This is a genomic window from Caloramator australicus RC3 (assembly GCF_000297115.1).
Taxonomy (GTDB): Bacteria; Bacillota; Clostridia; order Clostridiales; family Caloramatoraceae; genus Caloramator; species Caloramator australicus.
Map to the genome: position 1 here is coordinate 1 of NZ_CAKP01000001.1, position 26,893 is coordinate 26,893.

The window sequence follows — 26,893 nt, forward strand, 5'->3', positions numbered from 1 at the left end:
AATAAATTTGTTATCAATAAAACCTAACTCTTTAAGAATATTAACTTGATTTTTCATGATTTCTTTAAGATAAGAGTTAGACAAATTTTTAATGAATCTTTGAAAAACTGAGTAAGAAGGTAAAGGCTTAAGGATATCGAACCCACAAAGCTTAGCAATGATTAAATTATTTTCTAAGAAATCTTTAAGTTCAGTAACTTGAGCAAATTTTTCACATTTCATGACAATAAAGGCTCTGAAAAGAGCATGGCGAGAAAACCCAGTAGGGCCGTATTTAGAGGGGACCTTATCTGGTAATGGAGATAAATCAAGATTTTCAAAGAGGGTTGTATAAAAATTGATAAGTTTTTGAGAAGTAAAAAATTCAATAATGTTAAAAATTTCTTGACGTTGATACATAGAGATTTCCTCCTTTTTGTTGTTAAATTGAATGTTGTTATATTAATATAATTCGACAAAAAAGGAGGAAATCCTATGAAATATATTTGTGAGTGATAAAAAAATTTAGCCATAGCAGGCTAGTAATTTCAAGGCTTTAAAATTATGCTCAAGGCTATTAATACAAATATTATATTTGAGGTGATATATATGAATTTAACACAAAAGGAAAGAATGCTCCTTCAAGATCAAAAGGCACATGAAGAGTTATGCATAAAAAAATACACAACCTATGCTCAGCAGGCTAAGGATCCACAGCTTAAACAAATATTTATGAATCACGCTCAAATTGAGCAGCAGCATCTTAATACGATAAACCAAATATTAAACGGTCAGGTTCCTAATCTTAATCAGCAGCAAGGTCAAACTCCTCCTTCACCAAGCTTTACTCCTCCTGCGACACAGGCTGGAATTCCAAGCCAAAGCGAAGCTGATATGTGTAAAGACATTCTTGCAACCGAAAAGTATGTATCCGGAACTTATGACACGACTATATTTGAATTCAGAGACCACAACATAAGGCAGGTTCTTAATCATATTCAAAAGGAAGAGCAGGAACACGGAGAAGCCATCTTTAAATACATGGAAAGCAAAGGAATGTATCAGGTGCAGTAAAGCCGCTAAGTTTCCTTAGCGGCTTTTTTAAACTTTTTTTATTGTTTCATTCATACTTCCGGTTCTATATCCTAATAAATCCATTGTTACATATGTAAAACCTATTTCCTTTAACTTTTCTCCAATTAAATCTAATGTTTTTAAATTAAAAAACTTTTCCCTCTCCTCTTTAGCCACTTCTATTCTAGCAATATCACCATGGTGTCTTACCCTTACCTGTCTAAATCCTAAACTTAGAAGTAACTCCTCAGCCCTTTCTACCATTTTTAGTTTACCCTCTGTAATTTCATGTCCATATGGGAATCTAGATGAGAGACATGCAAAGGCTGGTTTATTCCAAGTAGGAAGATCATATTTTTTTGAAAGTTCCCTTATATCCTGCTTTGTTAGCTGAGCTTCCTTTAATGGACTTATCACTTTTAATTCCTTTGCAGCTATCATGCCAGGTCTATAATCTCCAAGGTCATCATAATTAGAACCATCAACTACATATTCGATTCCATTCTCATTTGCCACTTTGTAAATTTTTGTAAATAATTCTTTTTTGCAATAATAGCACCTGTCGATAGGATTTTTGGAAAAACCTTCAATTTCTAGTTCTTCTGAAACTATAATAATATGTTTAACTCCAAATTCATTTGCATATTTTTTTGCTTCATTTAACTCCCTTTCAGGATATGTCGATGAAGTTGCAGTTACAGCAATAACCTTATCTTTAAGAACATCACTTGCTACCTTTAATAGGAATGTGCTATCGACACCCCCTGAATAGGCAACCGCTACACTTCTCAAGTTCTTCAAAATGTTATGCAATTTTTCCAACTTTTGATCTAATATCATTTTATCTCCCCCTGTCTTTAAAATAGCATTTTTTTAAACTATCATAAAAATATAATATTATTTTTTATATATCCACCATGAAAGAATAGCCTATATATTTCTTTATTGTCAAGGTATATTATCTCAACTCCTTTAAACTCTGACAAGCCTCCCTTTACAGAACATTTGTAGGTAAATTCATCCTGCTGAAATAATTCAGGTCCCCTGAATGGATTTTCAATGGAAACTTCCTTTAATGCGCTTTTTAAAAATTTTATGAAGCCTGAGGGAATTTCGTCAATGAGCATCTTCCCATAGTAATTCATTCCCCAAATTGGCTTTTGTTTTTCATATACCACTTCTTCACCAATAAAATCTGAACTGCCAAGGTAAGAATCTATGTATAAAAAGTCCCCCTCTTTATAATGTAAATCTTTTGAATCGGGTCTTGATGGTGCTGACAAATTACCATCGCCGGCATATGTATTTATCTTTGCTTTTACAAGAAACTGTTTTAGAATTTCCTCATTTAATTTCATAATTTACCCCTCCAAATAGAATCTATTGCCTGATAAGAATATACTCAAGAGAATGACACAGGGCGTCTATTTCCTTAGTACTGATTATCAGCGGCGCATAAAAATGTAGAAGGTTAAAAATCTCAGAATACCCTATGAAGAAGCCCATCCTTAGAAGGCTTTTGAATATTTTTTTTGCTCTATAAGTTTTATCCAGTATCACAACATTCATCATGCCTCTTTCGCGAATCTCTTTTATTGCACCTGTTCTTTCTGATATGTGGGACAGTTTTCTTCGAAAGTATTCCCCCATTTCAGCTCCATGTTCAATGAGATTTTCTTCAACAATTACTTCAATTACCTTTCTTGCTATAATACAGCCCAAAGGGTCATCTATATGGGATTGTACATATCTAAAACCTGATCTTCTACAATATCAGCCAAACTTGATCTTACCAGCACGCCGCTGATAGGGTAGCCATTACCTAAACCCTTCCCCAAAGCAATAATATCAGGAGTATTTATTTCATAATCAAAAGCATTATAGTGCTGGAAGCCAAACCATTTACCTGTCCTTCCAAAGCCTGTTGTAACTTCATTTACAATGACTAAGCTTCCTGCATTTCTTATTTGTTCTACTAGATAAGATATTAACTTATTGGTTGGGAAAAGACAATACCCCCTGAATTTCCAGGTTCAAAAACAAAGGCTGATATTTGCGAAAAGTCTATATTCTTGAATTTACTGTAATCTTTGCATATTGAGTTCTTCACACAATTAAGACGCTTGTCTACATTCAGGTCCTCCCAATAGGCAGGATTTCTCGGTAACCTTAATTCTGATAATGCTCCAAGATATGAAATTGATAAAGATAGCTTCCTCTTCCTTCCCGATATCAGCTCGGATAGCAATACTGCCAGTGAAACCGCCTCACTTCCTGAAGATAAGAAAGTACCTTTATAATCTCCCTTAAGTTTTAAAGCCTCAACCAATTCTTTCACTAAAGCACCTGGATGTTCCGTATCAAAGAAATGGTGAGCATGAAATAAATCTTTCATATTTTCGCTTATAACATCTACTACTTCTTTGTTGCTGTGGCCAAGTACAGCAGCCCATCAGCCTGATTCAAAGTCAATTAACTCGCCATATTCCTTCGTGAAAATCCTTGTCCTTAATGCTTTAATGATCGTTAATGAAACATCAGGAACAGCAAACATTTTCATCCGCTTATTAATATATACTTGTTCCATATTTCTACCTCCAAAATATTGCTTTTTTACAATTTAAGTATATAACGTAAAATATAGTAGTTCAATTTTAAAAAATTAAATCTGTCCTACTACAAAATCTGGTTTTGGAGTTGATAATCATGAATAATAGTAAAATAGAACTGGTTAAGGAATTTATACTAAAAGAAGTTAAAGCCGGAAGAATTAAAAACGGTCAGCGTCTTCCAAGCTGTAGAAAAGTATCTTCACATCTATCCGTTAATAAGATAACTGTTAACAAAGCATACCGCGAGCTGGAGAAGTAACATAAAGTTTTTTGCATTCCCAGGGGAGGTTTTTGTCTTATAGACTCTGATAATAGTGTCAGAGTAGATCTGGAAAAAGTTGACTTTCAGGCAGTCAAACCAGATGAAAAGCTTATTCCATACAAAGAATTCAGCCATGCGATTAATAAGGCGATAGAAGAGTATAAAAACACTTTATTCGAATACGAGCCTACTGAAGGGTTAAAGTCTTTAAGAAATACATTGAAACTTTTATTTGAAGATGATGGCGTTTACACAACGGCAGACAGGATAGTTATCACTAACGGTGCTCAGCAGGCCATAAAACTAGTGCTTCAATATTTATTCAACAACAATAAAGGCAAATTACTCGTTGAAGTCTCCACTTATAAGCTTGTTCTTGATTTAGCAGATCATTTAGACATAGAGCTTGAGGGGATTGAACGCAGAATAGATGGTTTTGATTATAGCAAATTAGAACTTTTATTGAAATTAGGTGAAATTAGTGCTTTCTATATAATGCCGAGGCATCACAATCCAACGGGATATTGTCTTTCTGAAAAGGCTAAGCAAAAAGTTGCAGAGCTTTGCTGCAAATACAATGTGTTAATTATAGAAGATGATTATCTTGCTGATCTGGGCTCACGAAAAGGTGCCATGCCAATACATTATTATAATATGAGCAAAAATACCGTCTATATACGAAGCTTTTCAAAGTCCTTCATGCCTGGAGCAAGGATAGGCGCAGCTGTACTTCCAAAGTCAATAGTTGATGGAGTACTCAGTCTTAAGTATATCAGCGACTTAAATACATCGAAAATTTTACAGGCTGCACTGGACTCTTTTATTAAGTCTGGAACGTATGAAAAGCATATAAAAAATTAAGAAAAGTTTATGAAAAAAAGCTTTCAAATATTACGTAAATCTTTAAAGCATTAAACCCCAAAAATCTATGCTGGTTTGTCCCCGAACACGGCATATTCGTATGGCTTCAGCTTCCTGAGTATGTAAGGGCTGAAGATTTGGAAAGGAAGCTTGAAGAGTATGGAATTTTAATAAAATCAGCAAAAGAATTCTACCCGAAAAAATGGTTAGAAGAAAACAGCTTAAAAAATTTTAACTGTGTAAGGCTTTGTATTTCTGGTGTTCCTGAAGAACATATAAATGCAATTGGGAAGATAATATCAGTTGTTGAATCATATAAAATTTAGTAAATTTTATTATACCTTTTTTCAAAACGCATACTATTCTTCCAAAAGCCACGGTAGGATAGCTTCAAAATTCAATTTTATAACTTGCTTAGGAAAATTCTTTGGAACAAGGTCTAAATCATCAGTAAAGTAAAATTTAAAGGATAAATTTTCAATTAGTTCTATATCCAATATAAAAGAATTGTCTCCATCTAGCTCCGCTGCTTGCTGATATGTAGTAATAAACTTCACAGGATTCCCAACACATTGTATTAAAATTTCAGTTCCAAGTATCTGATTAATTTTATTTGCCATGTAGTAACCAATAGGATGAAATGCTGAGTTTGAAGATAAAAAATCTATTAATTCCTCATCTTTAGAATTATTCATTGATTTACTAAACATTAGATTGTTAAATTTTTTAAGATATTCATTTATATTATTAAGTATATACTCCATTTTCCCCTTTTCAGCATATCCATATTCTTCATATAAGTTTTTTGTAGCTTCAAAATTACACAAATCTGCAATACCTTCACTCTCTAACCAATATAAAGCCTGTGCAATATCACTATATTTTTCTTCTACAAGAAATTCAATAGCTACTTTACTTCTTAACATATGATGCAGTTCATGTGCAAGTATGCCATTTATATAATCCTTATTTGCATTACCTAATAAAAACAAATCAACAATCATATCATCATTTATTCCAAATGCATTAGGCATAAAAATAACCATATTAATTCTAATCTTATCTATTTCGATTTCTTTAGGAACGAATTGCTTAGCTATTTTTAAAAAATCCTTTGTATTTATTATATTTTTTAAATAATTATTTAGTTTCTCTATTTTATCTAAATTATCAAAAGCATATCTAATAGTTTTTGTAATATTTCTCATAAAAATATTGTCAACAATATTTTCGGAATTTTCTATTGTATTTTTAAATGTTTCTATCCATAGGTCTTTTTTGTATATCCCAATATTAGGTCCACCCAATTCAACCAATCGTTGATATGATGAGGTATTAAATAGTTTTTCTATTTTTTCTCTTAAATCTCCATCTCTAACACTAAATAAATTAATAAATTCAATTATTCCCGAATCATCAACAATTATTTCTGATTTTTGAGTATTATTCATATATATTTCCCCCCTCCCCATTTTATGTTATTATCTTTTTTTAATATTAATTATATCACAAAAAATGGCTCCAATAGGTTAAAATTCTATTGGAGCCATCCTTATCCATTAATTACTCAACTGTTACTGATTTTGCAAGGTTTCTTGGTTTGTCTACATCGCAGCCTCTTTCAACTGCTGTGTAGTAAGCAAGAAGTTGTAGCGGAATTACGCTTAAAACCGGTGCTAAGATTGATAAAGTCTTTGGAAGATATACAACTGCATCTGAAACCTTTGAAATATCGTCATTGCCTTCAAAGGCAAAGGATATTACATGGGCACCTCTTGCAACAACCTCCTTGATGTTGCTTAACATCTTTTCAAACAGTTCATCCTGTGTTGCAAGGGCAATTACAGGAACTCCCTTGTCTATTAAAGCTATTGGGCCGTGCTTTAGTTCTCCTGCTGCATAAGCCTCAGCATGGATATAGGAAATTTCCTTTATCTTTAATGCACCTTCTAGTGCAACGGCAAAGTCAAGGCCTCTTCCGATATAGAACATATCCTTATGAACATAGTGCATTGCTGCAAACTTTTGAATTGTTTCCTTTTGTTCTAAAAGATGTTCTGCCTTTTCTGGAAGCTTTAACATTTCATCCCTTATAAGTCTAAACTCTTCATCTGAAACATTGCCGTTAAGTCTTCCAAGATAAAGGGCTATTATATACATAGCAATAAGTTGTGTTACATAAGCCTTAGTTGATGCAACGGCAATTTCAGGACCTGCCCAAGTGTATAAAACATCCGTAGCTTCCCTTGCAACTGAACTTCCAACAACATTTGTTACAGCAATAACCCTTGCTCCATTTTCTTTACCAAGTCTTAAGGCAGCAAGAGTATCTGCAGTTTCTCCCGATTGGCTTATAACTATCATCAAAGTATTTTTGTTTATAAGAGGATTTCTATATCTAAATTCAGATGCCACATCAACCTCAACAGGAACTTTAGCAAGTCTTTCTATAACATATTTTCCAACCATCCCTGCATGATATGCAGTTCCACAGGCAACTATATATATTTTATTTATATTCTCAAGATCCCCTTTAGTTAGCTTAATATCATCAAGTTTTATTTCATCTACTCCCGGCATTAGCCTTGAAGTCATTGTATCCTTAATCGCCTTTGGCTGTTCATGAATTTCCTTAATCATAAAATGCTCATATCCGCCTTTTTCAGCAGATGCAGCATCCCATGTTACATGGAAAACTTCCTTATTAACCTTTAATCCTTCAATTGTATAAATTTCAACATTATCCTTTGTTAAAACAGCCATTTCCCTATTGTCAAGAAGATATACATCCCTTGTGTATGGTAAAACTGCTGGAATATCTGAAGCTATAAAGTTTTCACCATTGCCTTTCCCTACAATAAGTGGACTATCTTTTCTGACTGCTATAAGTTTATCTGGTTCTTTGCTGCAAACAATTCCAAGGGCATATGAGCCTTCAATTTTTGATACAGCCTGCATTGTTGCCTTTACAATATCCCCATCATAGAAATAATCTATAAGATGTGGAACTACTTCTGTATCTGTTTCAGTTTTAAATTCATAGCCTAATGAAATAAGCCATTCCTTAAGCTTTAAGTAGTTTTCTATTATACCGTTGTGAACAACGCTTATTGTAAAATCCTTGTTAGAATGAGGGTGGGAGTTAACATCTGAAGGTTCCCCATGGGTTGCCCATCTTGTGTGTCCAATTCCTAAAGAACCATCTATTGGATTAGATTTAAGTCTTTCTTCCAATGCAGAAAGTCTTCCTTTACATTTTTCTATCTCAATTTTTCCGTTATTTACAATAGCAACACCTGCTGAGTCATATCCTCTATATTCAAGCTTTGATAAACCTTCAATCAAAATTGGAACAGCCTTTTTAGGCCCTATATATCCAACTATTCCGCACATATATTTTCTCCTTTCATCTACTTTCTAGCTAGCATTTTTGACCCGCTCCACCTTTGTCCCGAAAATCGCTTTTCGGTTTTGTAGGGTAGCTAACGGTGGTCAGCCGCAGGGCATCCGCCGATTACTCGATAAACCCTGACCTCGTCAACTTATTGGCAACCCAATAAGTCCCGGCGCTTATAATTTTGCAACATCAAATCATCCTATTTTACTCTACTTATCCTCCTCCCTTCCTTTATAAATAAAGTCAAAACCGCCAAAGGGCAGTTTTGACTCTATTATATAATAATTATATGCAATTTTAAATATAATTGTTAAAAATTAATAAATTATTTAATTTTATCTGCATTTTTTCTCAATAAGTTCTGCAATTTTCCTTGCCATATTAGTAATCTTATCTAAATCTTCACCTTCTATCATAACTCTAACTAAAGGTTCTGTTCCTGACGGCCTTATGAGAACTCTTCCGCTTCCATTTAGTTCTGCTTCAACCTTTTCTATTTCTTTTACAATCTCCTCATTCTTTAAGTATGCATCCTTTTTGTCATTAGCAACCTTTGCATTTATTAAAACCTGAGGAAGCTCCTTCATTATTGAAGCAAGTTCAGACATCTTCTTTCCGCTCTTTTTTAGAACAGAAACAAGCTGAAGGGCAGTTAAAAGACCGTCACCGGTGGTATTATAATCAAGGAAAATAATATGCCCTGACTGTTCTCCTCCTATTTTATAGCCACCCTTTAACATTTCCTCTAAAACATATCTATCTCCAACCTTTGTTTTTACTGTGTTTATACCTTCCCTTTTGCAGGCTATGTCAAGTCCTAAATTGCTCATAACAGTAACAACAAGGGTATCTTTATCAAGTTTTCCCTTTTCCTTCATATCCTTTGCACATATTGTCATTATAAAATCTCCGTTGACGATGTTTCCATTTTCGTCTACAGCAAGGCATCTGTCGGCATCACCGTCAAAGGCAAGTCCAATATCGCATCCTTTTTCTTGTGTGAATTTTCTTAATTCCTCCATATGGGTTGATCCACAATTTTTGTTTATATTTTTTCCATTAGGATTATTGTGGATAACATAAACTTCTGCACCTAACTCTTTAAAAAGCCTTGGAGCTGCAAAATATGAAGCACCTTCAGCACAATCAAGGGCAATTTTTAACCCTTTAAAATCAACGTCTATAGTTGATTTTAAAAATTCAATATAATCTAAAATAGCATCCTCTTTAAATTCCCTAACTCCAAGATCTTCTCCAATTGGGGATGGCACCTCTGTAAGATTATTATTAATAACCTCCTCAATTCTATCTTCTACTTCATCTGGAAGCTTATACCCATCCTTATTAAAAAACTTTATCCCATTATATTCAACTGGGTTGTGGGAAGCTGATATCACAACGCCTGCATCAGCATTATATAATCTTGTAAGGTATGCTACTGCAGGAGTTGGAACAACTCCAACGCATATAGCATGGGCACCTACAGACATTATTCCAGCAACAAGCGCTGATTCAAGCATATCCCCTGAAATTCTTGTATCCTTTCCTACAATGATTGTAGGCTTGTGGGCACCTTCCGTTAAAACATAGGCACCTGCCCTTCCAAGCTTAAAGGCAAGCTCCGCTGTAAGCTCTCTATTAGCAATACCTCTAACTCCATCGGTTCCAAACATTCTTCCCATATCCTACTCTCCTTCTTGTAAACTTACATTTGATATATTAGCATATAAATACTTTCATATCAATAATTACTTTTTACAAGCATCTACCATGTTTTCTTCCACAACCCCTGCACTGTCCTTTCTCTTCATCTTTTATGCAGGAAAACTCCCTTGAACCACATCGCGGGCATCTTTCATTGGATATTAGATTGCCTGTTGCCGCCTTCCATACTTCTCCACATTTTTCACACTTTGCAGTGCATTCGTTTATTATATAGTTTCCACCTTCTATCCTTAAAATCCTTCCATTTACCAAACTATCTGCAACTTTTTTCTTGGCTTCTGTATAAATTCTTTGAAACGTTGACCTTGCTACCATCATCCTTTCTGCACATTCAACCTGATCTAACCCCTCAAGGTCCATAAGCCTTAAACTTTCAAGTTCCTCAAAGGATAAAATTATACAATCTTCATCAGGGGTGTCATTATCAAGGGGACCAAATAACTTTATATTAGGGACATAATATATTTTTCTTCTTTTTTTAGGCCTTGCCATTCCAATTCCTCCATAAATGTAATTTCCAATAATATTTTATCATTATTCCAGATTAATTCAACAAAAATAGTCCCCACTTTAAAGTGGGTTTAATGAGTCCCTAATATTCCAAGTTCTTTGCATTTCCTTTCTACCTTTGCAAAGGCATAACTTCCAACTAACCAAAAGATAAATATAGAAATAACAATTATTAGAAACTCTTTATACAGCGGCATTAAGGGAGTCTGACCTAATAATAATGCTCTAATACTGTCATTTACATAAGTCATTGGCAAAATCATCGATATAAATACAAATCCCCTTGGCATTACCTTTATAGGAAAGGCCATACCTGACAAGGCATTTAATGTAGAATTTGTAATATCAACTATAGGTCCCGCTTCCTTTGCAATTAAAACTAACGAAGCAACAAAAAGTCCAAGCCCAAACAAACCTATTATACCCGGCAAAAGAAAGGAAATAGCCTTTAATATATTTTTATTAACTGTAAATCCAAAGGCAAAGTGGCATACTATTCCTATTAAAATCACTTCAAAGGTGGTTGCTAAAAATTGAAATAGTGTCCTTCCTAAAAGTAGGGCGATTCTATTTGAAGGAGAGCTCCAATTTGATTCCAAAACTCCCTGTCTCATCTCATCCTTCAATGAAAATCCTACTGACCAAAATATCATGCTGACATATGCAGATACCATAAACCCAAGCACCATAAAACCTATATAATCTGAATTTCCAGTATATTTTTCAAAGCCTTCGATTCTTCCGTTAACGCTAAAGGCCTTACCCATGAAATAAAAGGGAGATAACCACATCAACGGCTCAAATAAAGTCATCAACACATTTACCGGATATCTAAAATATATCTTCATGCTAATTAAAAACCTTGCCTTAAGCACGTTTAAAAAACTCATCTTCCCACCCCTAAAATCTTTCTAAAGAACCAGATATTTTTACTCTTTTTTCTACTAATTTAAAAATCAACATTCCCAATGCTAAAAATATTATCCCTTCACCAGAACATAATATTAAATTATATGCCGTTTCCAATAAGGTTTTATCCATAATCAAAATGTCCCTTGCAGCTTGTATTCCAAAGGTAAAGGGTAAAAACTTCGCTAAAGCTTGCATCCAATTTGGCATTATATATATTGGATAAGTTATTCCACAAAGTATCATCATGACTCCCCTTGCAACATTTACAGCAGCATTAACTTCCTTTGCCCAAAGTATTAAACTTGCGAATATCATTCCAAGGCCATAAACTCCAGGAAAAAGTATAAGAAATACAACTATCCAATCTATTAAATTTCCAGTAAATTTAATTCCATAAATTAGCCTGTATTCTATGATTCCAATCACGCTAAACATAATGGATAGAACCATAGAAATTATGCCGGCACCAAGCAAAATTGAAAATTTGTTTACGGGACACAGCCAATTGGACTCTAAAGTTCCCCTTAATTGTTCCTCCCTTAAATATCCTCCATAATTCCACATAGTAATATTAACTGCCATCCAAACCATGGTGCCAATCACTATATAGCCCATTATATTTTCAGTTCCTGCAACCTTTTGAAACACAATAAGTCCTTTTTTATCAGGTCCAGCATATGCAAAGGAAGTTAAGATGTATAAAAGTGGAAAAATAAGAGGCCAAATAATAACTGAAATAAACCATGTAGGATATCTAAATAAAGTTGATAAATCCTTTTTAGCCACAGCAAGAATAACCCTTAGACTCTGCATTTTTTCACCTACTCCCTTAAACTCTTTCCTGTTAGATGGATAAACACATCCTCAAGGGACGGTTCTTCAACATTTATATTTAACACCTTTGCTTTTTTCTTTAAAACATAATCTAAAATCTCATGAATGACGCTTTCTCCATCATAATGATGGATTGTAACCTCAAAGGTTCTATTTTGTTGATTATAGTGGCTTAATACATTTTGAACCTTTTCTAAATTTTTCAAACCCTCAATAATCTCATAAGACGCCCCCATAAGTTCTAATTTCATAGTTTTCACTTCATTTATACTTTTTTTAAGATTATCTGGCTTGTCGAGGGCGATTATTTTTCCTGAATCTATAATAGCCACCCTATCGCTTAAAAAATCCGCCTCCTCCATATAATGGGTAGTCAATAGTATCGTCTTGCCTTCCCTTTTGAATTCAAGAATTATCTCCCTTAAATTTATAGCCGACTGGGGGTCTAATCCTAAGGTAGGTTCATCTAATAATAATATTGGTGCATTAGGCATTAAGGCTTTACCAAGGGCTACTTTTTGTTTCATTCCAGTGGAAAATTTTTCAACTATTTGATCTGCCTTTTCGCTAATTCCTAGCCTTTCTAAAATCATTTCTGCCCTTTCCTTTGCTTCTTTTCTTTTAAGTCCATAAAGGGCACCAAAATACTCGAGGTTTTCCCTTGCTGTCAATTTCCAATAAATACTTCTATCCCCAGCTAAAACTGTTCCAATATTTCTTTGGGCTTTTATAGTTTCCTTTACAACATCTATTCCTAAAACTAATATAGTTCCTTCAGTTGGGAGTAAAAGCCCTGTTATCATTTTTATTAAAGTTGTCTTTCCTGCACCATTAGGTCCTAAAAGGCCAAATATTTCTCCTTTATAAATATCAAAACTAACACCATCGACTGCTTTGAATTCTTTTACTTCTGATTTTTTAAATAGCGCTCTTTTCTTTGAATAAAAATATTTTTTTACATCTCTAACCTCTATTGCCTTCTCCACCCCTACAACACCCTTTCCAAAAATTTCTTATAAGTTTATTTTAACATAAAACTTAATTTTTTCAATATTTATTTTAATATTTTTAATATTGTTCTTAATTTTATTTTTATTTGTGATTTATATTTTTTATTTTTATAATATTATAATTAATTTTATAACTTCAAAACCAATCAATCGGCTATTCGATAAATTAAGAATGATAAAATTGAAAAAATATAGAAAATTATTAGCAGATTGTAGACAAACCCTCTTTGGTGTTCAGACTTTGCAAGAGCCCTGGAAGGATTAGAAAAGGCATCTCTCATGAGCTTTAGCAATTAGAATTGCTTAGCGAAATGAGCGAATGCCAGGGAAATCCTTCACAGGGCTTATAAAAAAACAACTTTTTCAACAGTCTGATTATTAGATAATTCTAAAATATGCTATATAAAAAATAAAAGAGAGGCTAAGCCTCTCTTTATTTTGCAAACTCTGCTCCTCTTTCAAGGGCCTTTTTATTTAATTCGTAGAACTGCTCTTTTCCATGCTCCTTCAATGCCTTAAGAAGTGACTCCATTGAAACTATCTTAGTCTTTTCAACAAGAGCTCCTAAAAGAACCATGTTGGCAATCTTCTTTGATCCAACCTCTTCTGCAATCCTTTGTGCAGGTATTTTAATAACCTCTATGTCCGTTCTTTCTGGCTCTCTATTTACAAGATCGCTATCCATTATTAAAAGTCCACCTTTTACAACATATCTTTCAAACTTATCAAGGGATGGTCTATTCATTACTACAACAGCTGTTGCATCCGTTACAAGCGGAGCACCGATTGGTTCATCGCTTACTATAACTGAACAATTTGAAGTTCCTCCACGCATTTCTGGTCCATAGCTTGGGAACCATGAAACATTTAAGTTTTCTTCAAGACCTGCATGGGCTAAAAATTTTCCCATTGAAAGAATTCCTTGACCGCCAAATCCTGCAAATATTATCTCCTGATGTGGCATTATTTCACCTCCCCAGCTGTTATATCCTTCTTAACTCCAAGAGGATAGTATGGTATCATGTTATCCCTTAACCATTTAATTGCTTCGTTTGGTGATAATCCCCAGTTTGTTGGGCAGATTGAAAGAACTTCTACCATTGTAAAACCTTTACCCTGCATTTGTAATTCAAAGGCTTTCTTTATAGCCTTCTTAGCCTTTATTATATTTGGAACGCTATCAACTGAAACTCTTTCAACATAAACTGCACCATCAAGAGTTGCAATCATTTCTGAAACCCTTATTGGATGCCCTGCAGTATTTACATCCCTACCATAGGGTGATGTTTCTGTAACCTGACCTGGAAGCGTAGTAGGTGCCATTTGTCCCCCAGTCATACCATAGATAGCATTGTTTACGAATATAGTAGTTATCTTTTCTCCTCTTGCTGCAGCATGAACTATTTCAGCTGTTCCTATAGCTGCAAGGTCACCATCTCCCTGATAAGTAAATACTATACTATCTGGCACTGCCCTTTTAATACCTGTAGCAACCGCTGGTGCTCTACCATGGGCAGCTTCATACATATCGCATGTAAAATAATCATAAGCAAGAACTGAACATCCAACAGGTGCAACACCTATTGTTTTATCTAAGATTCCAAGCTCATCTATAACTTCTGCCACAAGTCTGTGGATAACTCCATGGGTACAACCAGGGCAGTAATGGGTTGGCACGTCTAAAAGTGCCTTTGGTCTTTCAAATACTATAGCCATTACTTAGCACCTCCTACGATTTCCTTAATTTTATTTGCAATTTCAGCTGGGGTTGGAACCATTCCACCGCTTCTTCCATAGAAGAATACAGGCTTTCTTCCGTTAACTGAAAGTTTTACATCTTCCACCATTTGACCTTCGCTCATTTCAATTGATATAAATCCAGCTTTAACCTTGTCCATAACTTCATCAAATGCCTTCTTTGGATATGGCCAAAGGGTTATCGGTCTTATTAGCCCAACCTTTATTCCTTCCTTTTCAAGCATCTTAATTGCATTTTTACATATTCTTGATAATGTTCCATAGGATACTATTGCTAAATCAACTTCTCCATCAAAATTGTAAAGTTCATATTTAACTTCATTCTTTTCTATTTCAGCATATTTTGCTTGTAATTTTCTGTTGTGTGCTTCTAACTCCTCTGGCTTTAAGAAAAGTGAATTTATAACATTATGATTTTTGTCTTCCTCTTAAGCCATTTGCAGCCCAAGTTTTTTCTGGAAGATTTCTTGTAGTTTGTCTTTCTTTAAATTCAACAGGTTCCATCATCTGCCCAAGCATTCCATCTCCCATAACCATAACAGGGTTTCTATACTGATCTGCAACATCGAAGGCTTCTTGAACAAGGTCAACAAGCTCTTGAACTGATGATGGTGCATAAACTACCATTCTATAGTCTCCGTGTCCGCCACCCTTTGTTGCTTGGAAATAGTCGGACTGTGCAGGCTGAATTCCACCAAGACCTGGGCCTCCTCTAACGATGTTTATGATTACACATGGAAGTTCAGCACCAGCTATATATGAAATACCCTCTGATTTTAAGCTAATTCCTGGACTTGAGGATGATGTCATCACTCTAACACCAGCGCCTGCTGCACCATAAACCATGTTTATAGCAGCAACTTCGCTTTCCGCCTGTAAAAATACTCTTCCAACCTGTGGCATTCTCCTTGACATATAGGCTGCAACTTCAGTTTGTGGTGTTATAGGATAACCGAAAAAGCATTGGCAGCCTGCATGGATAGCAGCTTCACCTATGGCTTCGTTACCCTTCATTAATACCTTTTTAGCCATCTTATTTACCTCCCTAAATTATTTTTCAACAGTTATAACAACATCTGGACAAATTCTTGCACATGAAGCACAAGCAATGCATTTTACCATCTTCTCTTCTGTCACTGTCGCTGGGTGATATCCTTTGATATTCAATTTTTCTGAAAAGGAGATGATTTTCACAGGACATACTTCGATACACAAGCCACATCCCTTGCACCTATCTTCTCTAAATGTTACCTTACCCATACATAGGCCTCCTTTTAAATTAATTACTCTAAGTCACGCCTCCAAGGAGGAAGCATAAATATTTTTATTGGGAAAATATTTCCCCCAATTTCTTCTTTAACTTGTGAAACCAAATCTTCCCTTACTGCCGTAAAGGCAATAGGAATATTAATTTTTTCTGAAACTTCCTTGACAATCTCAAATCCTTCTTTAATCATATCTACTGTTGTTTCATATGAAAGATTAGTATTATTAATAAGATATTTTACCTTTAGCCTCGATGCCCTTTGGATTTCATCTATATACTGAATTATGCTATCTACATCATTGGTTAAAGGCCTTATTGTATTAATAACAAAATACATATCATAGTCTTCTTCTCTAAAGTATTTATTGTATTGTCCTAAAGCAACAGCTCCCTGATCATCGCCACCAACATCTAAAACAACTTCATATGTTTTATCATTAAACACAGTTAAAGTATTTAAAGGCACTGTCCCAAGCTCTGCATTTGAAAACTCCTTTGGTGTAGCGATAACCTTTATACCCTTTTCTTCTAAATAATCTGTTTGATCTCTTGTGCAAAAATATGGATTTACTATATCAAGATCGGCAATCGCAACCTTTTTACCCTCTTCATTAAGTTTTAGAGCATAATTTATAGCTATTTCAGTTTTACCACTTCCAAAGTGACCTGTAAAAACTCTAATTCTTGACATTAAATCACCTACTTATATTCTTTAGCAATCTCTTCTCCCCTTAAAACTCTAAGTCCACCTTCTGCAAGGGCAAGCATCTCATCCTCACCCGGATAAACTACAACAGGTGCAATAAAGCTTATTCTTTCCTTGATCCATTCTACAAATGTCTTACCATATGCAAGACCGCCTGTTAGAATGATAGCATCTACTTCTCCCTTTAAAACAGTTGCACACATTCCTATTTCCTTCGCAACCTGGTATGCCATTGCCTTATAAACAAGTTCTGCTTCTTTATTTCCTTCATTCATCATCTTTTCAACGTCTCTTGCATCGTTTGTTCCAAAATAAGCCATAAGACCGCCTTTTCCTGTTATTTTTTTCTTTATTTCATCTAAAGTATATTTACCAGAGAAACAAAGTTTTACAAGATCTCCAACAGGTAGGCTTCCTGTTCTTTCTGGTGAAAATGGCCCTTCTCCATCTAAGGCGTTATTTACATCTACGACTCTTCCTTTTCTATGCGCTCCAACAGAAATTCCTCCACCTAGATGAGCCACTATTAAATTTAGCTCTTCATATTTTTTCCCATGTTCCTTTGCATATCTTTTTGCAACTGCCTTTTGATTTAAAGCATGGAATATGCTTTTTCTTTGTATTTCAGGCATACCTGATATTCTTGCAATTTCATCCATTTCATCTACTACAACTGGGTCAACGATAAATGCAGGAATGTTAACTGACTTTGCTATTTCATAGGCTATTACTCCACCTAAGTTAGATGCGTGTTGCCCTTGAACGCCAATCTTTAGATCTTCTATCATTTTTTCATTAACGTTATATGTTCCACCTTCGATTGGTTTTAAAAGTCCACCTCTACCAACTACAGCATTTAATGATTCGATTGGAACATTCTTTTCCTTTAAAGCACTTAGTATAACATTTTTTCTAAACTCGTATTGTTCAAATATAGTATTGTATGGTGCAAGCTCCTCTGATGAGTGTCTTAAAGTTTCAACGAATACGGGGTTTAAGTCATCAAAAACTGCTATTTTAGTTGAAGTTGAACCAGGATTAATAACAAGCATTCTAAACATAGAAATTCCTCCTTATTTTGTAACTTCAGCCACTAAACTAGCAAGGGCAATTGAATACAACTTGCTTTCGTTGCTATCAGCTCTCGAAGTTAATATTACTGGAGCAGCTGCTCCTGAAAGAATTCCTCCATTCTTTGCGTTAGATGTATATGTAAGAGTTTTATACATTGCATTTCCTGTTTCAATATTTGGAACTAAAATTATATCCGCATGGCCTGCAACAGGGCTCTTTATTCCCTTATGCTTAGCTGCTTCTTCTGAAAGGGCATTGTCTATTGCTAATGGTCCATCGATTATGCATCCCTTTATCTGTCCTCTATCGTTCATCTTTGATAAAACTGCTGCATCGATTGTTGGTTGCATATCAGGATTTACAACTTCAACTGCTGCAACAACTGCAACTTTTGGCATTTCCATTCCTATAGACTTCGCAACTACCACTGCATTTTCAATAATTTCCTTTTTAGTTTTCAAATCCGGTGCTATATTCATAGCAGCATCAGTTAAAAGAAGCATTCTATTTAATGCTGGAACTTCAAACACAGCAACATGGGATAAAACTTTACCAGTTCTAAGTCCCCTTTCCTTGTCTAAAACAGCTCTTAAGAATGTAGCTGTATCAACAAGTCCCTTCATTAGCATATGCGCTTTCTTGCTTGAAACAAGTTCAACAGCTAATAGGGAAGCTTTTGCATTGTCCTTTTCATCGATTATCTCAAACATATCCTCAGGAATTCCAAGGATTTTTTCACATTCTAAAATCTTTTCCCTATCTCCAACTAATATAGCATCTGCAATTCCCATTTTCTTAGCTTCAAATACAGCCTCTAATACAGGCTCATCCTGTGCAACAGCAACAGCGATTTTTTTAGTTGGATAGCTTTTAACTTTTTCTAAAATTTGATCAAATGTTTTAATCATATTACCACCTCTTTTTCATATATTTTTGCTTCTTCTTCACCTTTAACTACTCTAAAGGCACCCTCTGCAAGGGCAAGCATTTCATCTTCCCCTGAAACTACTTCTACATCTGCAATGAATTTTACTCTATCTATAATTAATTCATTTAATAAATTAGAATGAGCAAGGCCTCCTGTTAAAATTATCCTGTCAACTTTTCCACATAAAACCGCTGCACAAGCTCCTATTTCCTTTGCGATTTGATAAGCCATAGCTTCAAATATAAGCTTTGCATATTCGTCGCCTTCATTTATCCTCTTTACAACTTCCCTTGCATCGTTTGTTCCTAAATATCCAACAAGGCCACCTTGACCAACCATTTTTTTCTTAAGTTCCTTATATGTATATTTGCCTGAAAATGCTATTTTTACAAGATCACCAACTGGCACCCCTCCACATCTTTCAGGCGAGAAGGGTCCACCCTCATTAGCATTATTAACGTCTACTATTTTCCCATTCTTAAGAGGGGCAACAGAAATTCCTCCGCCTAGATGGGCAACAATAAAATTAACTTCATCTAACTTTTTGTTTAGCTTTTTAGCTACCCTTCTTGATACTGCCTTAATATTTAAAGCATGGACTAACGACCTTCTTGGAATCTCTGGAAGACCTGAGATCCTTGCAATATCTTCAAACTCATCTACGGCAACCGGATCTACTATATATGCATTTATCCCCTGTGAATCGGCTATAGATTTGGCTATTATCCCCCCAAGATTTGACGCATGTTCACCCTGATAACCTATCTTTAAATCCTCAATCATCTTATCAGTCACTAAATATGTCCCGCTTGGCATTGGTCTTAAAAGACCTCCACGTCCTACAATTGCAATAAATTGTGAAAGTTCAAATCCTTCTTCTTTGATCCATTCTAAAATAGCATTCTTTCTAAATTCATACTGATCAGCAATTTTTTCAAATTTTGCAAGTTCTTCTGCTGAGTGAGAAATATTTTGCTGCCTTAAATTTTCAGTTCCCTTAAAAATAGCTACCTTTGTTGAAGTTGAACCTGGATTAATTGCTAGTATCAGTTCCCTCATGATACCCCCACCTTTTAAAAAAGTATCCACTTATATTTTAATTTATTACACTTTAACTTTGCAACTATAATTTAAATTTAATTAAAACTTATCCTTCATAAGGTTTAAACTTTTGCATGATTTTTTCCGCAACCTTCATTCCATCAACAGCAGCTGAAATAATACCTCCAGCATATCCCGCTCCTTCACCTGCCGGATAAAGCCCTGATATATTGGCACTTTCTAAATTTTCATTTCTTTCCATTCTAATAGGAGATGACGTTCTTGTTTCAACCCCCGTCATAATTGCATCATATCTTGCAAAACCTCTTATTTTTTTGTCAAAATCCTTCAATCCTTCTTTTATGGAATTTATTACATAATTAGGTAGACATTCACTTAAATTAGCAAAATTATATCCCCTTGTATAACTTGGTTTAACCTTGCCCAATTTTGTGGAAATTTTATCCTTTAAAAAGTCTCCAACCAGCTGAACAGGAGCTAAATAATTTCCACCACCTTTTTTAAAGGCAAGGCCTTCATAATGTCTTTGAAATTCTACACCTGCAAGGGGGTGATCCGAACCAAAATCAGAAGGGTTAACTCCAACCACAATTGCACTATTTGCATTTTCTTTATCCCTAGCAAACTCACTCATTCCGTTAGTTACAACCATATTTTCCTCAGATGAAGCTGCAACTACAGTCCCCCCTGGACACATGCAAAAGGAATAAACAGGCCTTCCTGACCTTGTTGTATAGGTTAATCTGTAGTCAGCTGCCTTAAGCCTTGGATGTCCTGCAAATTTCCCATATTGATTTTCATCTATCATTTTTTGAAGATGTTCAATTCTTAATCCTATTGCAAAGGGCTTTGGTGATATTAAAAGTCCCTTATTGAATAAAACTTCATAAGTATCCCTTGCACTATGCCCTATTGCTAGTATAACTACATCACTGGGAATTTCAATGTTATCATTTACAATTATGGATACCAGTTTGCCATCCTTTATATTAAATCCAGTAACCTTAGAATTAAAGTAAATTTCACCTCCTAAAGATATAATCTTTTTTCTAATATTCTTCACAACCGTCTTTAATATATCCGTTCCAATATGTGGTTTTGCAACATACTTAATCTCCTTTGGTGCACCAGCCTTTACAAATTCATCTAAAACAAAATCACATCTTTTATCCTTTATTCTCGTTGTAAGTTTACCGTCTGAATATGTTCCTGCTCCGCCTTCCCCAAACTGAACATTGGATTCTTTATTTAGCTTACCTTCCCTCCAAAATATTTCAACATCTTTGTCCCTTTCATCGACTTCCTTTCCTCTTTCAAATATTATCGGCCTATAGCCATGCATAGAAAGTAAAAGTCCAGCAAATAATCCTGCTGGCCCTAACCCGATAATTATTGGTCTATAATTTAACTTTTCATTACCATATTCAATTTTCAATTCTTCTTCCTTTGGTTCAATCGTTATATCTTTATTCGATGCCCTTTCTACTATCTTTATTTCATCCCTACACTCAAACATAACTTGATAAACAAAATCAATTTTTCCCTTTCTTCTTGCATCTACCGATTCCTTTAAAATCCTGAAATTTTGCATATCGTCAACTGAAATATTCGCAAGCTTTGCTGCTTTAGGTTTTAATAGGCTGATGTCCTCATCAATAGATAGTCTTATGTTGTTTATTTTAATTGGCATATGCAACCTCCATCATTTTTTATTTATATTTACTGTAGCTTCATTTATATGCTTTCTTTTTAGAGCCACATTGTTAGGCAAATCAAGTTTTATTGGAATTTGATATTCGCCCTCCTGCTTATCTGATACATCTACATAAGCAATAATAGAATCTGAACTAAGAGAATTAATTATGCTTTCTGATCCCATAACTGTAACGTTAATCTTTGTTGGATAAACTAAATAATCATAATCGTTGTTAACATTATGAATTTGTAAATCTACCGATAATGTCTTTTCTATTTTATTTTCTACCTTTATGTCAACGGTTATACTTTTTATATTATTTGCTAGTGAAATGCCTTCTGGGATTATCAAATTAATATCTTTATAGGTTGATAAATTAATCTTTGACAAATCCATCGGTTCTGTCTCAATATAATCAACAGCATTAATTATGTCTTTTTCACCAATTATTTTAACAGATGCAGGCATTGGGCTTATTGAATGTAATATTTTATTGTCCGGAACTTCGCCCTTTGTTTTTACTATAACAGGAACTTCTTTAGACGGCTTAATCGGAAAGTAAACATCAATATATTTAGGCTCAATATTAAGGTATTGGACAGAATCTCCATAACTGTCTATAACCTTTATTGGTAAAGAGGCTGAAAAATCAGTATCCCGCTTAGATAAATCGACATTTATAACAGCACCTATAGCTTTAGCTACATATGTTTCTGGTCCTCTTATTAAAATCTCTGAGGGCTTTATATTTGGATTAACATATCCAAAGCCTTCCTTAGGCTGGCCAGTTATATTTAAGCTTACGGGAACAGTCTTTTCAAGTAAGCTATCGATCTTTACCTTGACATAGGGAATTCCCCTTTCATAAAGAACAGAAACCCCTTTAGGTGCCGATTTAACCTCAACCGGAACATTGTTAATTCCCTTTTTAATATATCCTCCTAAATCCGCCTCTAATCTAAAGTCTTCAGGTTTTGCCTTAAAAACATCCATTGCTCTTCCTGTAATTGTTAAATTTACCGCAAAGGTTTGGTTAGGAACTATCGTCAAATTGTTTTGTTCTAAATTATCAAGATTAGTAAAATAAACTGGAATATCTTCTATAACCCTAGTTTGTGTTGGATTTTGTTCCCCCATAACATAAATCCATAAAACAAAAGCAATAAATACACAAAAAATCATAGTTATTATTTCTTGTTTGTTTTTCCAAGCCATATTTTCACCTTCTTAAACATTGTTGAATCAGTAAACATATTATGGATAAGAAGCTTTGTTAGGACATTTTTTAGCCTTTCTATGTTGTATCCCCTTGTAAGTCTTCCATTTATCGCCAAAGAAATAGTGCCGGTTTCTTCAGAAACAACAATGGAAATGGCATCTGACGATTCTGTTACACCTATTGCTGCCCGATGTCTTGTTCCAAGATCCTTATTGACATTTTGCTCTGTTAACGGCAGAACACATCCTGCAGCAACAATCCTATCTCTTCTTATTATTACCGCCCCATCATGAAGTGGAGAGTTTTCAAAGAAAATATTTTCCAAAAGCTCGGATGAAACAATACCATCGATTTTTGTTCCGCTTGCCACGAAATCATTAAGTCCAGTCTCCTGTTCAATAACGATTAGAGCACCTGTTTTAGTCTTTGCCATATTATTGACAGCCACAGCTATTTCATCTACAACCTTTTGAATTTCTTCATCCGATTCAAAAAACTTTTTAGTTAAGAATCTACTTCTTCCTAAATGTTCCAGAGCCTTTCTCAATTCTGGTTGAAAAATAATAAGTAACGCAATAACTCCAACTGTTAATGTATTTTTAATTAGCCAATATAAAGTTACAAGTCCAAACCAATCGCTAAGTTTCATAACAACAGCGATAAAAACAAGTCCCTTTAAAAGCTGTTCAGCCCTTGTCTGTTTTATAAAAATATAAAATTCATAAAAAATGTAAGCTACTATTAAAATATCAATAACATTTCTTATACTCATATTTTTAATAAGATCCATAATTCCAGTAAAGCCATTCATATAACTTTCACTCCCACAATAAATCTCAACTATAATTATATATCAAAAAATTTTTTATTAGTATAATTTAATGAATTAAATTTTTAGATTATGGAAAAATTATTTAAGGAATATAATGTAAAGGAGTGATCCTATGTTAGAAAATGAAAGAATAGAAAATGAAATTAGAGATCTACTAGAAAGAGAACTTAAAGAACTTTCTATGGATATAAACGTAAAATGTGTAAATGGTCATGTAACTTTATATGGAATAGTTGACACACTATCTGAGAAATTAGCTGTAGAAGAATTAGCATCAAGAATTGATGGGGTAGATTCTATTGAAAATTCAATAACCGTCTCAACTGATGGAACAATAGAAGACAAAGAAATTGAAGAAAACGTAATGAATAAATTTAAAGGACATCCTGAACTTACCTCAGTTGGTGTTCAGGTTCAAAGAGGAACAGCAATTTTGAAAGGCAGGGTAAAAACATTAAAGGAAAAAAATTAGCCATGAAATTAGCATCAGAAGCCCTTGGGATTAAAGACGTTGTATCCCATGTTGAAATTGATTCTTTATATAAAATTGACGATGTTACAATCAACAACAGAATACAAACTGAACTTGTAAACAATAATCTGGACAGAAATGATATAAGGGTTTTCGTTGACAATGGAAGTGTAAGATTAACCGGTTATGTGGATAGTCTTCATGATATGGAAACAGCTGAGGAAATTGCAGAAGGCATCGAGGGAGTAAGAAATGTAAAAAACTTTTTGAAAATTAGAAGGAAATAATTGGATTTAGTAGAATTTTATTAGTAAATATTTATTGGAGGGGGTTCAATGAGAAATAAAATCCAAGGAGAAATAAAAATAAATAAAATTAAAATACTAATAGTTTTATTAACCTTAACCCTTACTTCTTCAATCATCTATTTTTCTTTTTATTACTTATATAACTCTATAAACCAATCCTATTTAAAGCAAGTTAAAAAGATATTAAACAATGCAGAACAATTAAATAAGGACATTTCAAAAAAATTAGCTCTTTTACAGTCGATTTCTATTGATGATAATACATCCATTAAAAATTTAATATCTGAAATTGAAAACAAAGAAGTTAGAATGGGTGACTTAATTATTGAACTACAAAATATTACTCCGCCGGAAAAATACACATATGAGCATAAAAAAGTTATTGAATGTATTAATACAAACAAAAAACTCCTTACGCAACTTAGGCTTATTATGAATAACCTAAAATCCAACAAAATATTTAATGCTATAGATAATTTCAACAAATACATGCTTGAAACTCAGGAAAAATATAACAATTTAAAAATAGCTAAAATCAAATTACCTTCTGAATTTGCTATTTTGCCAAACAATTTACATACATTTGCATATAAATACTATTCAACCTACGAACAAAAAAATAGATTATTTGAACAATATCAAAATTATTTTATCGAAATGGATAAATTGATTAATGAATTTATTTATATAAAAACAGATTTAAATACTTATTTAGATAATATAATGAATAGTCAAGATTCTATCTACTCAACAAACATAGCGATAGAAAAAAAATTAATTAAACTTGAGGCATTACAAGCGGCATTTTCAAATTTATCAATTCCTGAAAAATTAGTTAACATCCATTCCAAAATTGACGATATTATAAACTCTTATGTAGACTACTGCAAAAACTTCAAAGAAACCATAAGTCTTCTTTCTCAAACGGGTTCTGACCAGGAAACACTTACAAAAATCAATCAAAAATTCGAAGAAGCTCAAAAATCGTATATCCAAATAACCAACCTATGGATAGAAACCTTAGAAGAATACAACAATCAAAAACAAGCCTTTTCCGATTTAAACAATCTCTAGGGGGAGCCTTTATGGGCTCCCTTAAATCATGATCATATTGCCACCCCTGCCATAATTTGTTCATTAAAATTTAAATAAAATTTTGATATAATTTAAAAAAAGATTTAAGGGGTGGTTAGCATGGTAAAGAGAATAGCATCACTATTAATAGCCTTCCTACTTATAATCCCTTCAGTAGTCAACGCTGCTATAACCCTCCCGTTATATTATGGTAATAGGGGTGAACAGGTTGCAGAACTTCAAACTAACCTTAAAACATTAGGCTACTACACATCAAACATCGATGGAATATATGGCTATACCACATACTTAGCGGTTCAGAAGTTTCAAGCCGATAACTCACTAAATCCAACTGGGACTTTAGACCTTGTTACTCTTAACCAACTTAACAAAGCATTAGCTAATGAACCGAAAATATTATCCTTTGGAATGAGGCATGAAAGTGTTTCCGAACTTCAAACTTATCTTTACGCGTTAGGATATCTTTCAGTTCAACCAACAGGATACTTCGGTAGCCTTACACAAAGTGCAGTTATGAATTTTCAAAGGGATTATGGTCTTAATGTAACAGGAAGGGCTGATAAAACTTTATTTAACAAGCTTTTTGAGGTTATCGATAATAAATACAGATCATATACTGATTATCAAATTTATTATGTGCAAAAAGGGGACACGCTCTGGAGTATATCACAAAAGTTTGGAGTAACGGTAAATGATATTTGTAGTGCAAATAATATAACTACTTCAACAGTTTTATCCATTGGACAAGCTATGAGAATTCCCAAAATTGTAGTTCCTGTAAAGCCATATTATCCAAAATATGGCGAGTATCTTGATTGGTTTACGCAAGCTCAATATATATTCCCAGTAGGTGCTGAAGCCACTGTTATAGATTACTTTACAGGAAAAAGCTTTAGAATAAAAAGAACTATAGGATCTGGTCATGCCGATGTTGAAACGTTAACGGCACAGGATACAGCAATAATGAAGGAAATATTCGGTGGAAATTGGACATGGGATGTTAGACCTATTATTTTAGTTGTAAACGGAAGAAGAATTGCAGCTTCAATGGCGGGTATGCCACATGCTGGTCTTGATGCATATCCTTCAGGGGTAAATGTATATAATAGATCCGGTAATTATGGTTATGGTCCAAATTATGATTATATAAAGGGTAATAATATGGACGGACATTTTGATATCCACTTTGTTAATTCATTAAGACATAAGGATTGGCAGGTAGATGAAAGGCATCAAGCTATGATAAAAATTTCTGCAAATAGATAAGTATTAAACCAGGCTTTTGGCCTGGTTTTTTTGT

32 protein-coding genes and 1 pseudogene are annotated in these 26,893 nt (G+C 34.0%); 8 read left to right on the forward strand and 25 right to left on the reverse strand.

From position 1 onward, the window contains the following. Positions 1–399 (reverse strand): transposase (locus CAAU_RS13750; RefSeq protein WP_192811155.1); only part of this gene is annotated, 399 nt, incomplete at its 3' end. A 189-nt stretch (positions 400–588) separates the two neighbouring features. Here CAAU_RS13750 and CAAU_RS00010 point away from each other — a divergent pair. Further along, positions 589–1,053, forward strand: coding sequence for a spore coat protein (locus CAAU_RS00010; protein WP_008907375.1), 465 nt, complete (start codon positions 589–591; stop codon positions 1,051–1,053). Between the two features lie 27 nt (positions 1,054–1,080). On the opposite strand, the gene larE is transcribed toward CAAU_RS00010, so the two are convergent. From larE to CAAU_RS15315, 6 genes are all read right to left on the reverse strand, one after another. Then, entirely contained in the window at positions 1,081–1,893 is an 813-nt protein-coding gene (larE, locus tag CAAU_RS00015) for an ATP-dependent sacrificial sulfur transferase LarE (protein WP_008907376.1), read from the reverse strand. A gap of 41 nt (positions 1,894–1,934) precedes the next feature. Beyond that, a complete protein-coding gene (locus CAAU_RS00020; protein ID WP_008907377.1) occupies positions 1,935–2,411 on the reverse strand; it encodes a DUF5680 domain-containing protein in 477 nt (158 codons plus the stop codon). 22 nt (positions 2,412–2,433) lie between these two features. After that, complete coding sequence (locus CAAU_RS15300) at positions 2,434–2,775, reverse strand: aminotransferase class III-fold pyridoxal phosphate-dependent enzyme (RefSeq protein WP_040305534.1); 342 nt, start codon at positions 2,773–2,775, stop codon at positions 2,434–2,436. An 8-nt stretch (positions 2,776–2,783) separates the two neighbouring features. Continuing rightward, the gene (locus CAAU_RS15310; RefSeq protein ID WP_341350030.1) at positions 2,784–3,041 is read right to left on the reverse strand and encodes an aminotransferase class III-fold pyridoxal phosphate-dependent enzyme; all 258 of its coding nucleotides are present in this window, start codon (positions 3,039–3,041) and stop codon (positions 2,784–2,786) included. Next, the gene (locus tag CAAU_RS15100) at positions 3,041–3,391 is read right to left on the reverse strand and encodes a hypothetical protein (RefSeq protein WP_040305536.1); all 351 of its coding nucleotides are present in this window, start codon (positions 3,389–3,391) and stop codon (positions 3,041–3,043) included. The genes CAAU_RS15310 and CAAU_RS15100 overlap by 1 nt, the downstream gene beginning before the upstream one ends. A 114-nt stretch (positions 3,392–3,505) precedes the next feature. Next, on the reverse strand, positions 3,506–3,640 hold the full coding sequence (locus CAAU_RS15315) for a hypothetical protein (RefSeq protein WP_008907378.1): 135 nt from the start codon (positions 3,638–3,640) through the stop codon (positions 3,506–3,508). Positions 3,641–3,759: 119 nt separating this feature from the next. On the opposite strand from CAAU_RS15315, the gene CAAU_RS15105 reads away from it, so the two are divergent. From CAAU_RS15105 to CAAU_RS15115, 3 genes are all read left to right on the forward strand, one after another. Beyond that, positions 3,760–3,924 (forward strand): GntR family transcriptional regulator, encoded by a 165-nt coding sequence (locus CAAU_RS15105; protein ID WP_242822545.1) that lies wholly within the window; start codon positions 3,760–3,762, stop codon positions 3,922–3,924. A gap of 153 nt (positions 3,925–4,077) precedes the next feature. Then, positions 4,078–4,788 carry an aminotransferase class I/II-fold pyridoxal phosphate-dependent enzyme gene (locus CAAU_RS15110; RefSeq protein ID WP_242822547.1) on the forward strand — a complete coding sequence of 237 codons (711 nt, stop codon included), beginning with the start codon at positions 4,078–4,080 and terminating at the stop codon, positions 4,786–4,788. A gap of 137 nt (positions 4,789–4,925) precedes the next feature. Further along, the gene (locus CAAU_RS15115) at positions 4,926–5,114 is read left to right on the forward strand and encodes a hypothetical protein (protein ID WP_008907380.1); all 189 of its coding nucleotides are present in this window, start codon (positions 4,926–4,928) and stop codon (positions 5,112–5,114) included. Positions 5,115–5,147: 33 nt separating this feature from the next. On the opposite strand, the gene CAAU_RS00040 is transcribed toward CAAU_RS15115, so the two are convergent. From CAAU_RS00040 to cdaA, 18 genes and pseudogenes are all read right to left on the reverse strand, one after another. After that, positions 5,148–6,239, reverse strand: a complete 1,092-nt coding sequence (locus CAAU_RS00040) for a DUF5700 domain-containing putative Zn-dependent protease (protein ID WP_008907381.1) — start codon at positions 6,237–6,239, stop codon at positions 5,148–5,150. A 112-nt stretch (positions 6,240–6,351) separates the two neighbouring features. Further along, positions 6,352–8,181, reverse strand: coding sequence for a glutamine--fructose-6-phosphate transaminase (isomerizing) (gene glmS, locus CAAU_RS00045; protein WP_008907382.1), 1,830 nt, complete (start codon positions 8,179–8,181; stop codon positions 6,352–6,354). A 339-nt stretch (positions 8,182–8,520) separates the two neighbouring features. Then, complete coding sequence (gene glmM, locus CAAU_RS00050) at positions 8,521–9,867, reverse strand: phosphoglucosamine mutase (RefSeq protein ID WP_008907383.1); 1,347 nt, start codon at positions 9,865–9,867, stop codon at positions 8,521–8,523. 73 nt (positions 9,868–9,940) lie between these two features. Then, positions 9,941–10,402, reverse strand: a complete 462-nt coding sequence (locus tag CAAU_RS00055) for a DUF134 domain-containing protein (RefSeq protein ID WP_008907384.1) — start codon at positions 10,400–10,402, stop codon at positions 9,941–9,943. 89 nt (positions 10,403–10,491) lie between these two features. Continuing rightward, positions 10,492–11,310 carry an ABC transporter permease gene (locus CAAU_RS00060; RefSeq protein WP_008907385.1) on the reverse strand — a complete coding sequence of 273 codons (819 nt, stop codon included), beginning with the start codon at positions 11,308–11,310 and terminating at the stop codon, positions 10,492–10,494. A gap of 10 nt (positions 11,311–11,320) precedes the next feature. Then, the gene (locus tag CAAU_RS00065) at positions 11,321–12,145 is read right to left on the reverse strand and encodes an ABC transporter permease (protein ID WP_008907386.1); all 825 of its coding nucleotides are present in this window, start codon (positions 12,143–12,145) and stop codon (positions 11,321–11,323) included. Positions 12,146–12,153: 8 nt separating this feature from the next. After that, on the reverse strand, positions 12,154–13,152 hold the full coding sequence (locus tag CAAU_RS00070) for an ABC transporter ATP-binding protein (protein ID WP_008907387.1): 999 nt from the start codon (positions 13,150–13,152) through the stop codon (positions 12,154–12,156). Between the two features lie 457 nt (positions 13,153–13,609). Further along, complete coding sequence (locus CAAU_RS00075) at positions 13,610–14,140, reverse strand: 2-oxoacid:acceptor oxidoreductase family protein (RefSeq protein WP_008907388.1); 531 nt, start codon at positions 14,138–14,140, stop codon at positions 13,610–13,612. Continuing rightward, complete coding sequence (locus tag CAAU_RS00080) at positions 14,140–14,892, reverse strand: thiamine pyrophosphate-dependent enzyme (RefSeq protein WP_008907389.1); 753 nt, start codon at positions 14,890–14,892, stop codon at positions 14,140–14,142. The genes CAAU_RS00075 and CAAU_RS00080 overlap by 1 nt, the downstream gene beginning before the upstream one ends. Next, positions 14,892–15,966, reverse strand: a pseudogene (locus tag CAAU_RS00085) (3-methyl-2-oxobutanoate dehydrogenase subunit VorB). Before CAAU_RS00085 ends, CAAU_RS00080 begins: the two are co-directional and overlap by 1 nt. Positions 15,967–15,984: 18 nt before the next feature. Further along, positions 15,985–16,194, reverse strand: coding sequence for a 4Fe-4S binding protein (locus tag CAAU_RS00090; protein WP_008907392.1), 210 nt, complete (start codon positions 16,192–16,194; stop codon positions 15,985–15,987). Positions 16,195–16,217: 23 nt separating this feature from the next. Continuing rightward, positions 16,218–16,892 (reverse strand): nucleotide-binding protein, encoded by a 675-nt coding sequence (locus CAAU_RS00095; RefSeq protein ID WP_008907393.1) that lies wholly within the window; start codon positions 16,890–16,892, stop codon positions 16,218–16,220. An 8-nt stretch (positions 16,893–16,900) separates the two neighbouring features. After that, entirely contained in the window at positions 16,901–17,968 is a 1,068-nt protein-coding gene (gene buk / locus CAAU_RS00100) for a butyrate kinase (RefSeq protein WP_008907394.1), read from the reverse strand. Between the two features lie 12 nt (positions 17,969–17,980). Further along, a complete protein-coding gene (gene ptb / locus CAAU_RS00105; protein ID WP_008907395.1) occupies positions 17,981–18,889 on the reverse strand; it encodes a phosphate butyryltransferase in 909 nt (302 codons plus the stop codon). Next, positions 18,886–19,968: a butyrate kinase gene (buk, locus tag CAAU_RS00110; RefSeq protein WP_008907396.1), complete on the reverse strand. Its 1,083-nt coding sequence runs from the start codon at positions 19,966–19,968 to the stop codon at positions 18,886–18,888. The genes ptb and buk (CAAU_RS00110) overlap by 4 nt, the downstream gene beginning before the upstream one ends. A gap of 88 nt (positions 19,969–20,056) precedes the next feature. Beyond that, positions 20,057–21,661 carry an NAD(P)/FAD-dependent oxidoreductase gene (locus CAAU_RS00115; protein ID WP_008907397.1) on the reverse strand — a complete coding sequence of 535 codons (1,605 nt, stop codon included), beginning with the start codon at positions 21,659–21,661 and terminating at the stop codon, positions 20,057–20,059. 12 nt (positions 21,662–21,673) lie between these two features. Then, positions 21,674–22,882: a CdaR family protein gene (locus CAAU_RS00120; protein WP_008907398.1), complete on the reverse strand. Its 1,209-nt coding sequence runs from the start codon at positions 22,880–22,882 to the stop codon at positions 21,674–21,676. Continuing rightward, the gene (gene cdaA, locus CAAU_RS00125) at positions 22,855–23,697 is read right to left on the reverse strand and encodes a diadenylate cyclase CdaA (protein ID WP_008907399.1); all 843 of its coding nucleotides are present in this window, start codon (positions 23,695–23,697) and stop codon (positions 22,855–22,857) included. Before cdaA ends, CAAU_RS00120 begins: the two co-directional genes overlap by 28 nt. Positions 23,698–23,830: 133 nt before the next feature. On the opposite strand from cdaA, the gene CAAU_RS00130 reads away from it, so the two are divergent. The 4 genes from CAAU_RS00130 (at position 23,831) to CAAU_RS13755 (ending at position 26,859) form a co-directional block, all read left to right on the forward strand. Then, the gene (locus CAAU_RS00130) at positions 23,831–24,190 is read left to right on the forward strand and encodes a BON domain-containing protein (RefSeq protein ID WP_008907400.1); all 360 of its coding nucleotides are present in this window, start codon (positions 23,831–23,833) and stop codon (positions 24,188–24,190) included. A gap of 2 nt (positions 24,191–24,192) precedes the next feature. Further along, positions 24,193–24,477 (forward strand): BON domain-containing protein, encoded by a 285-nt coding sequence (locus CAAU_RS00135; protein WP_008907401.1) that lies wholly within the window; start codon positions 24,193–24,195, stop codon positions 24,475–24,477. 48 nt (positions 24,478–24,525) lie between these two features. Then, positions 24,526–25,572 (forward strand): hypothetical protein, encoded by a 1,047-nt coding sequence (locus tag CAAU_RS00140; protein ID WP_008907402.1) that lies wholly within the window; start codon positions 24,526–24,528, stop codon positions 25,570–25,572. A 120-nt stretch (positions 25,573–25,692) separates the two neighbouring features. Further along, positions 25,693–26,859: a peptidoglycan-binding protein gene (locus CAAU_RS13755; protein ID WP_008907403.1), complete on the forward strand. Its 1,167-nt coding sequence runs from the start codon at positions 25,693–25,695 to the stop codon at positions 26,857–26,859. The last annotated feature ends 34 nt before the right edge of the window (positions 26,860–26,893 follow it).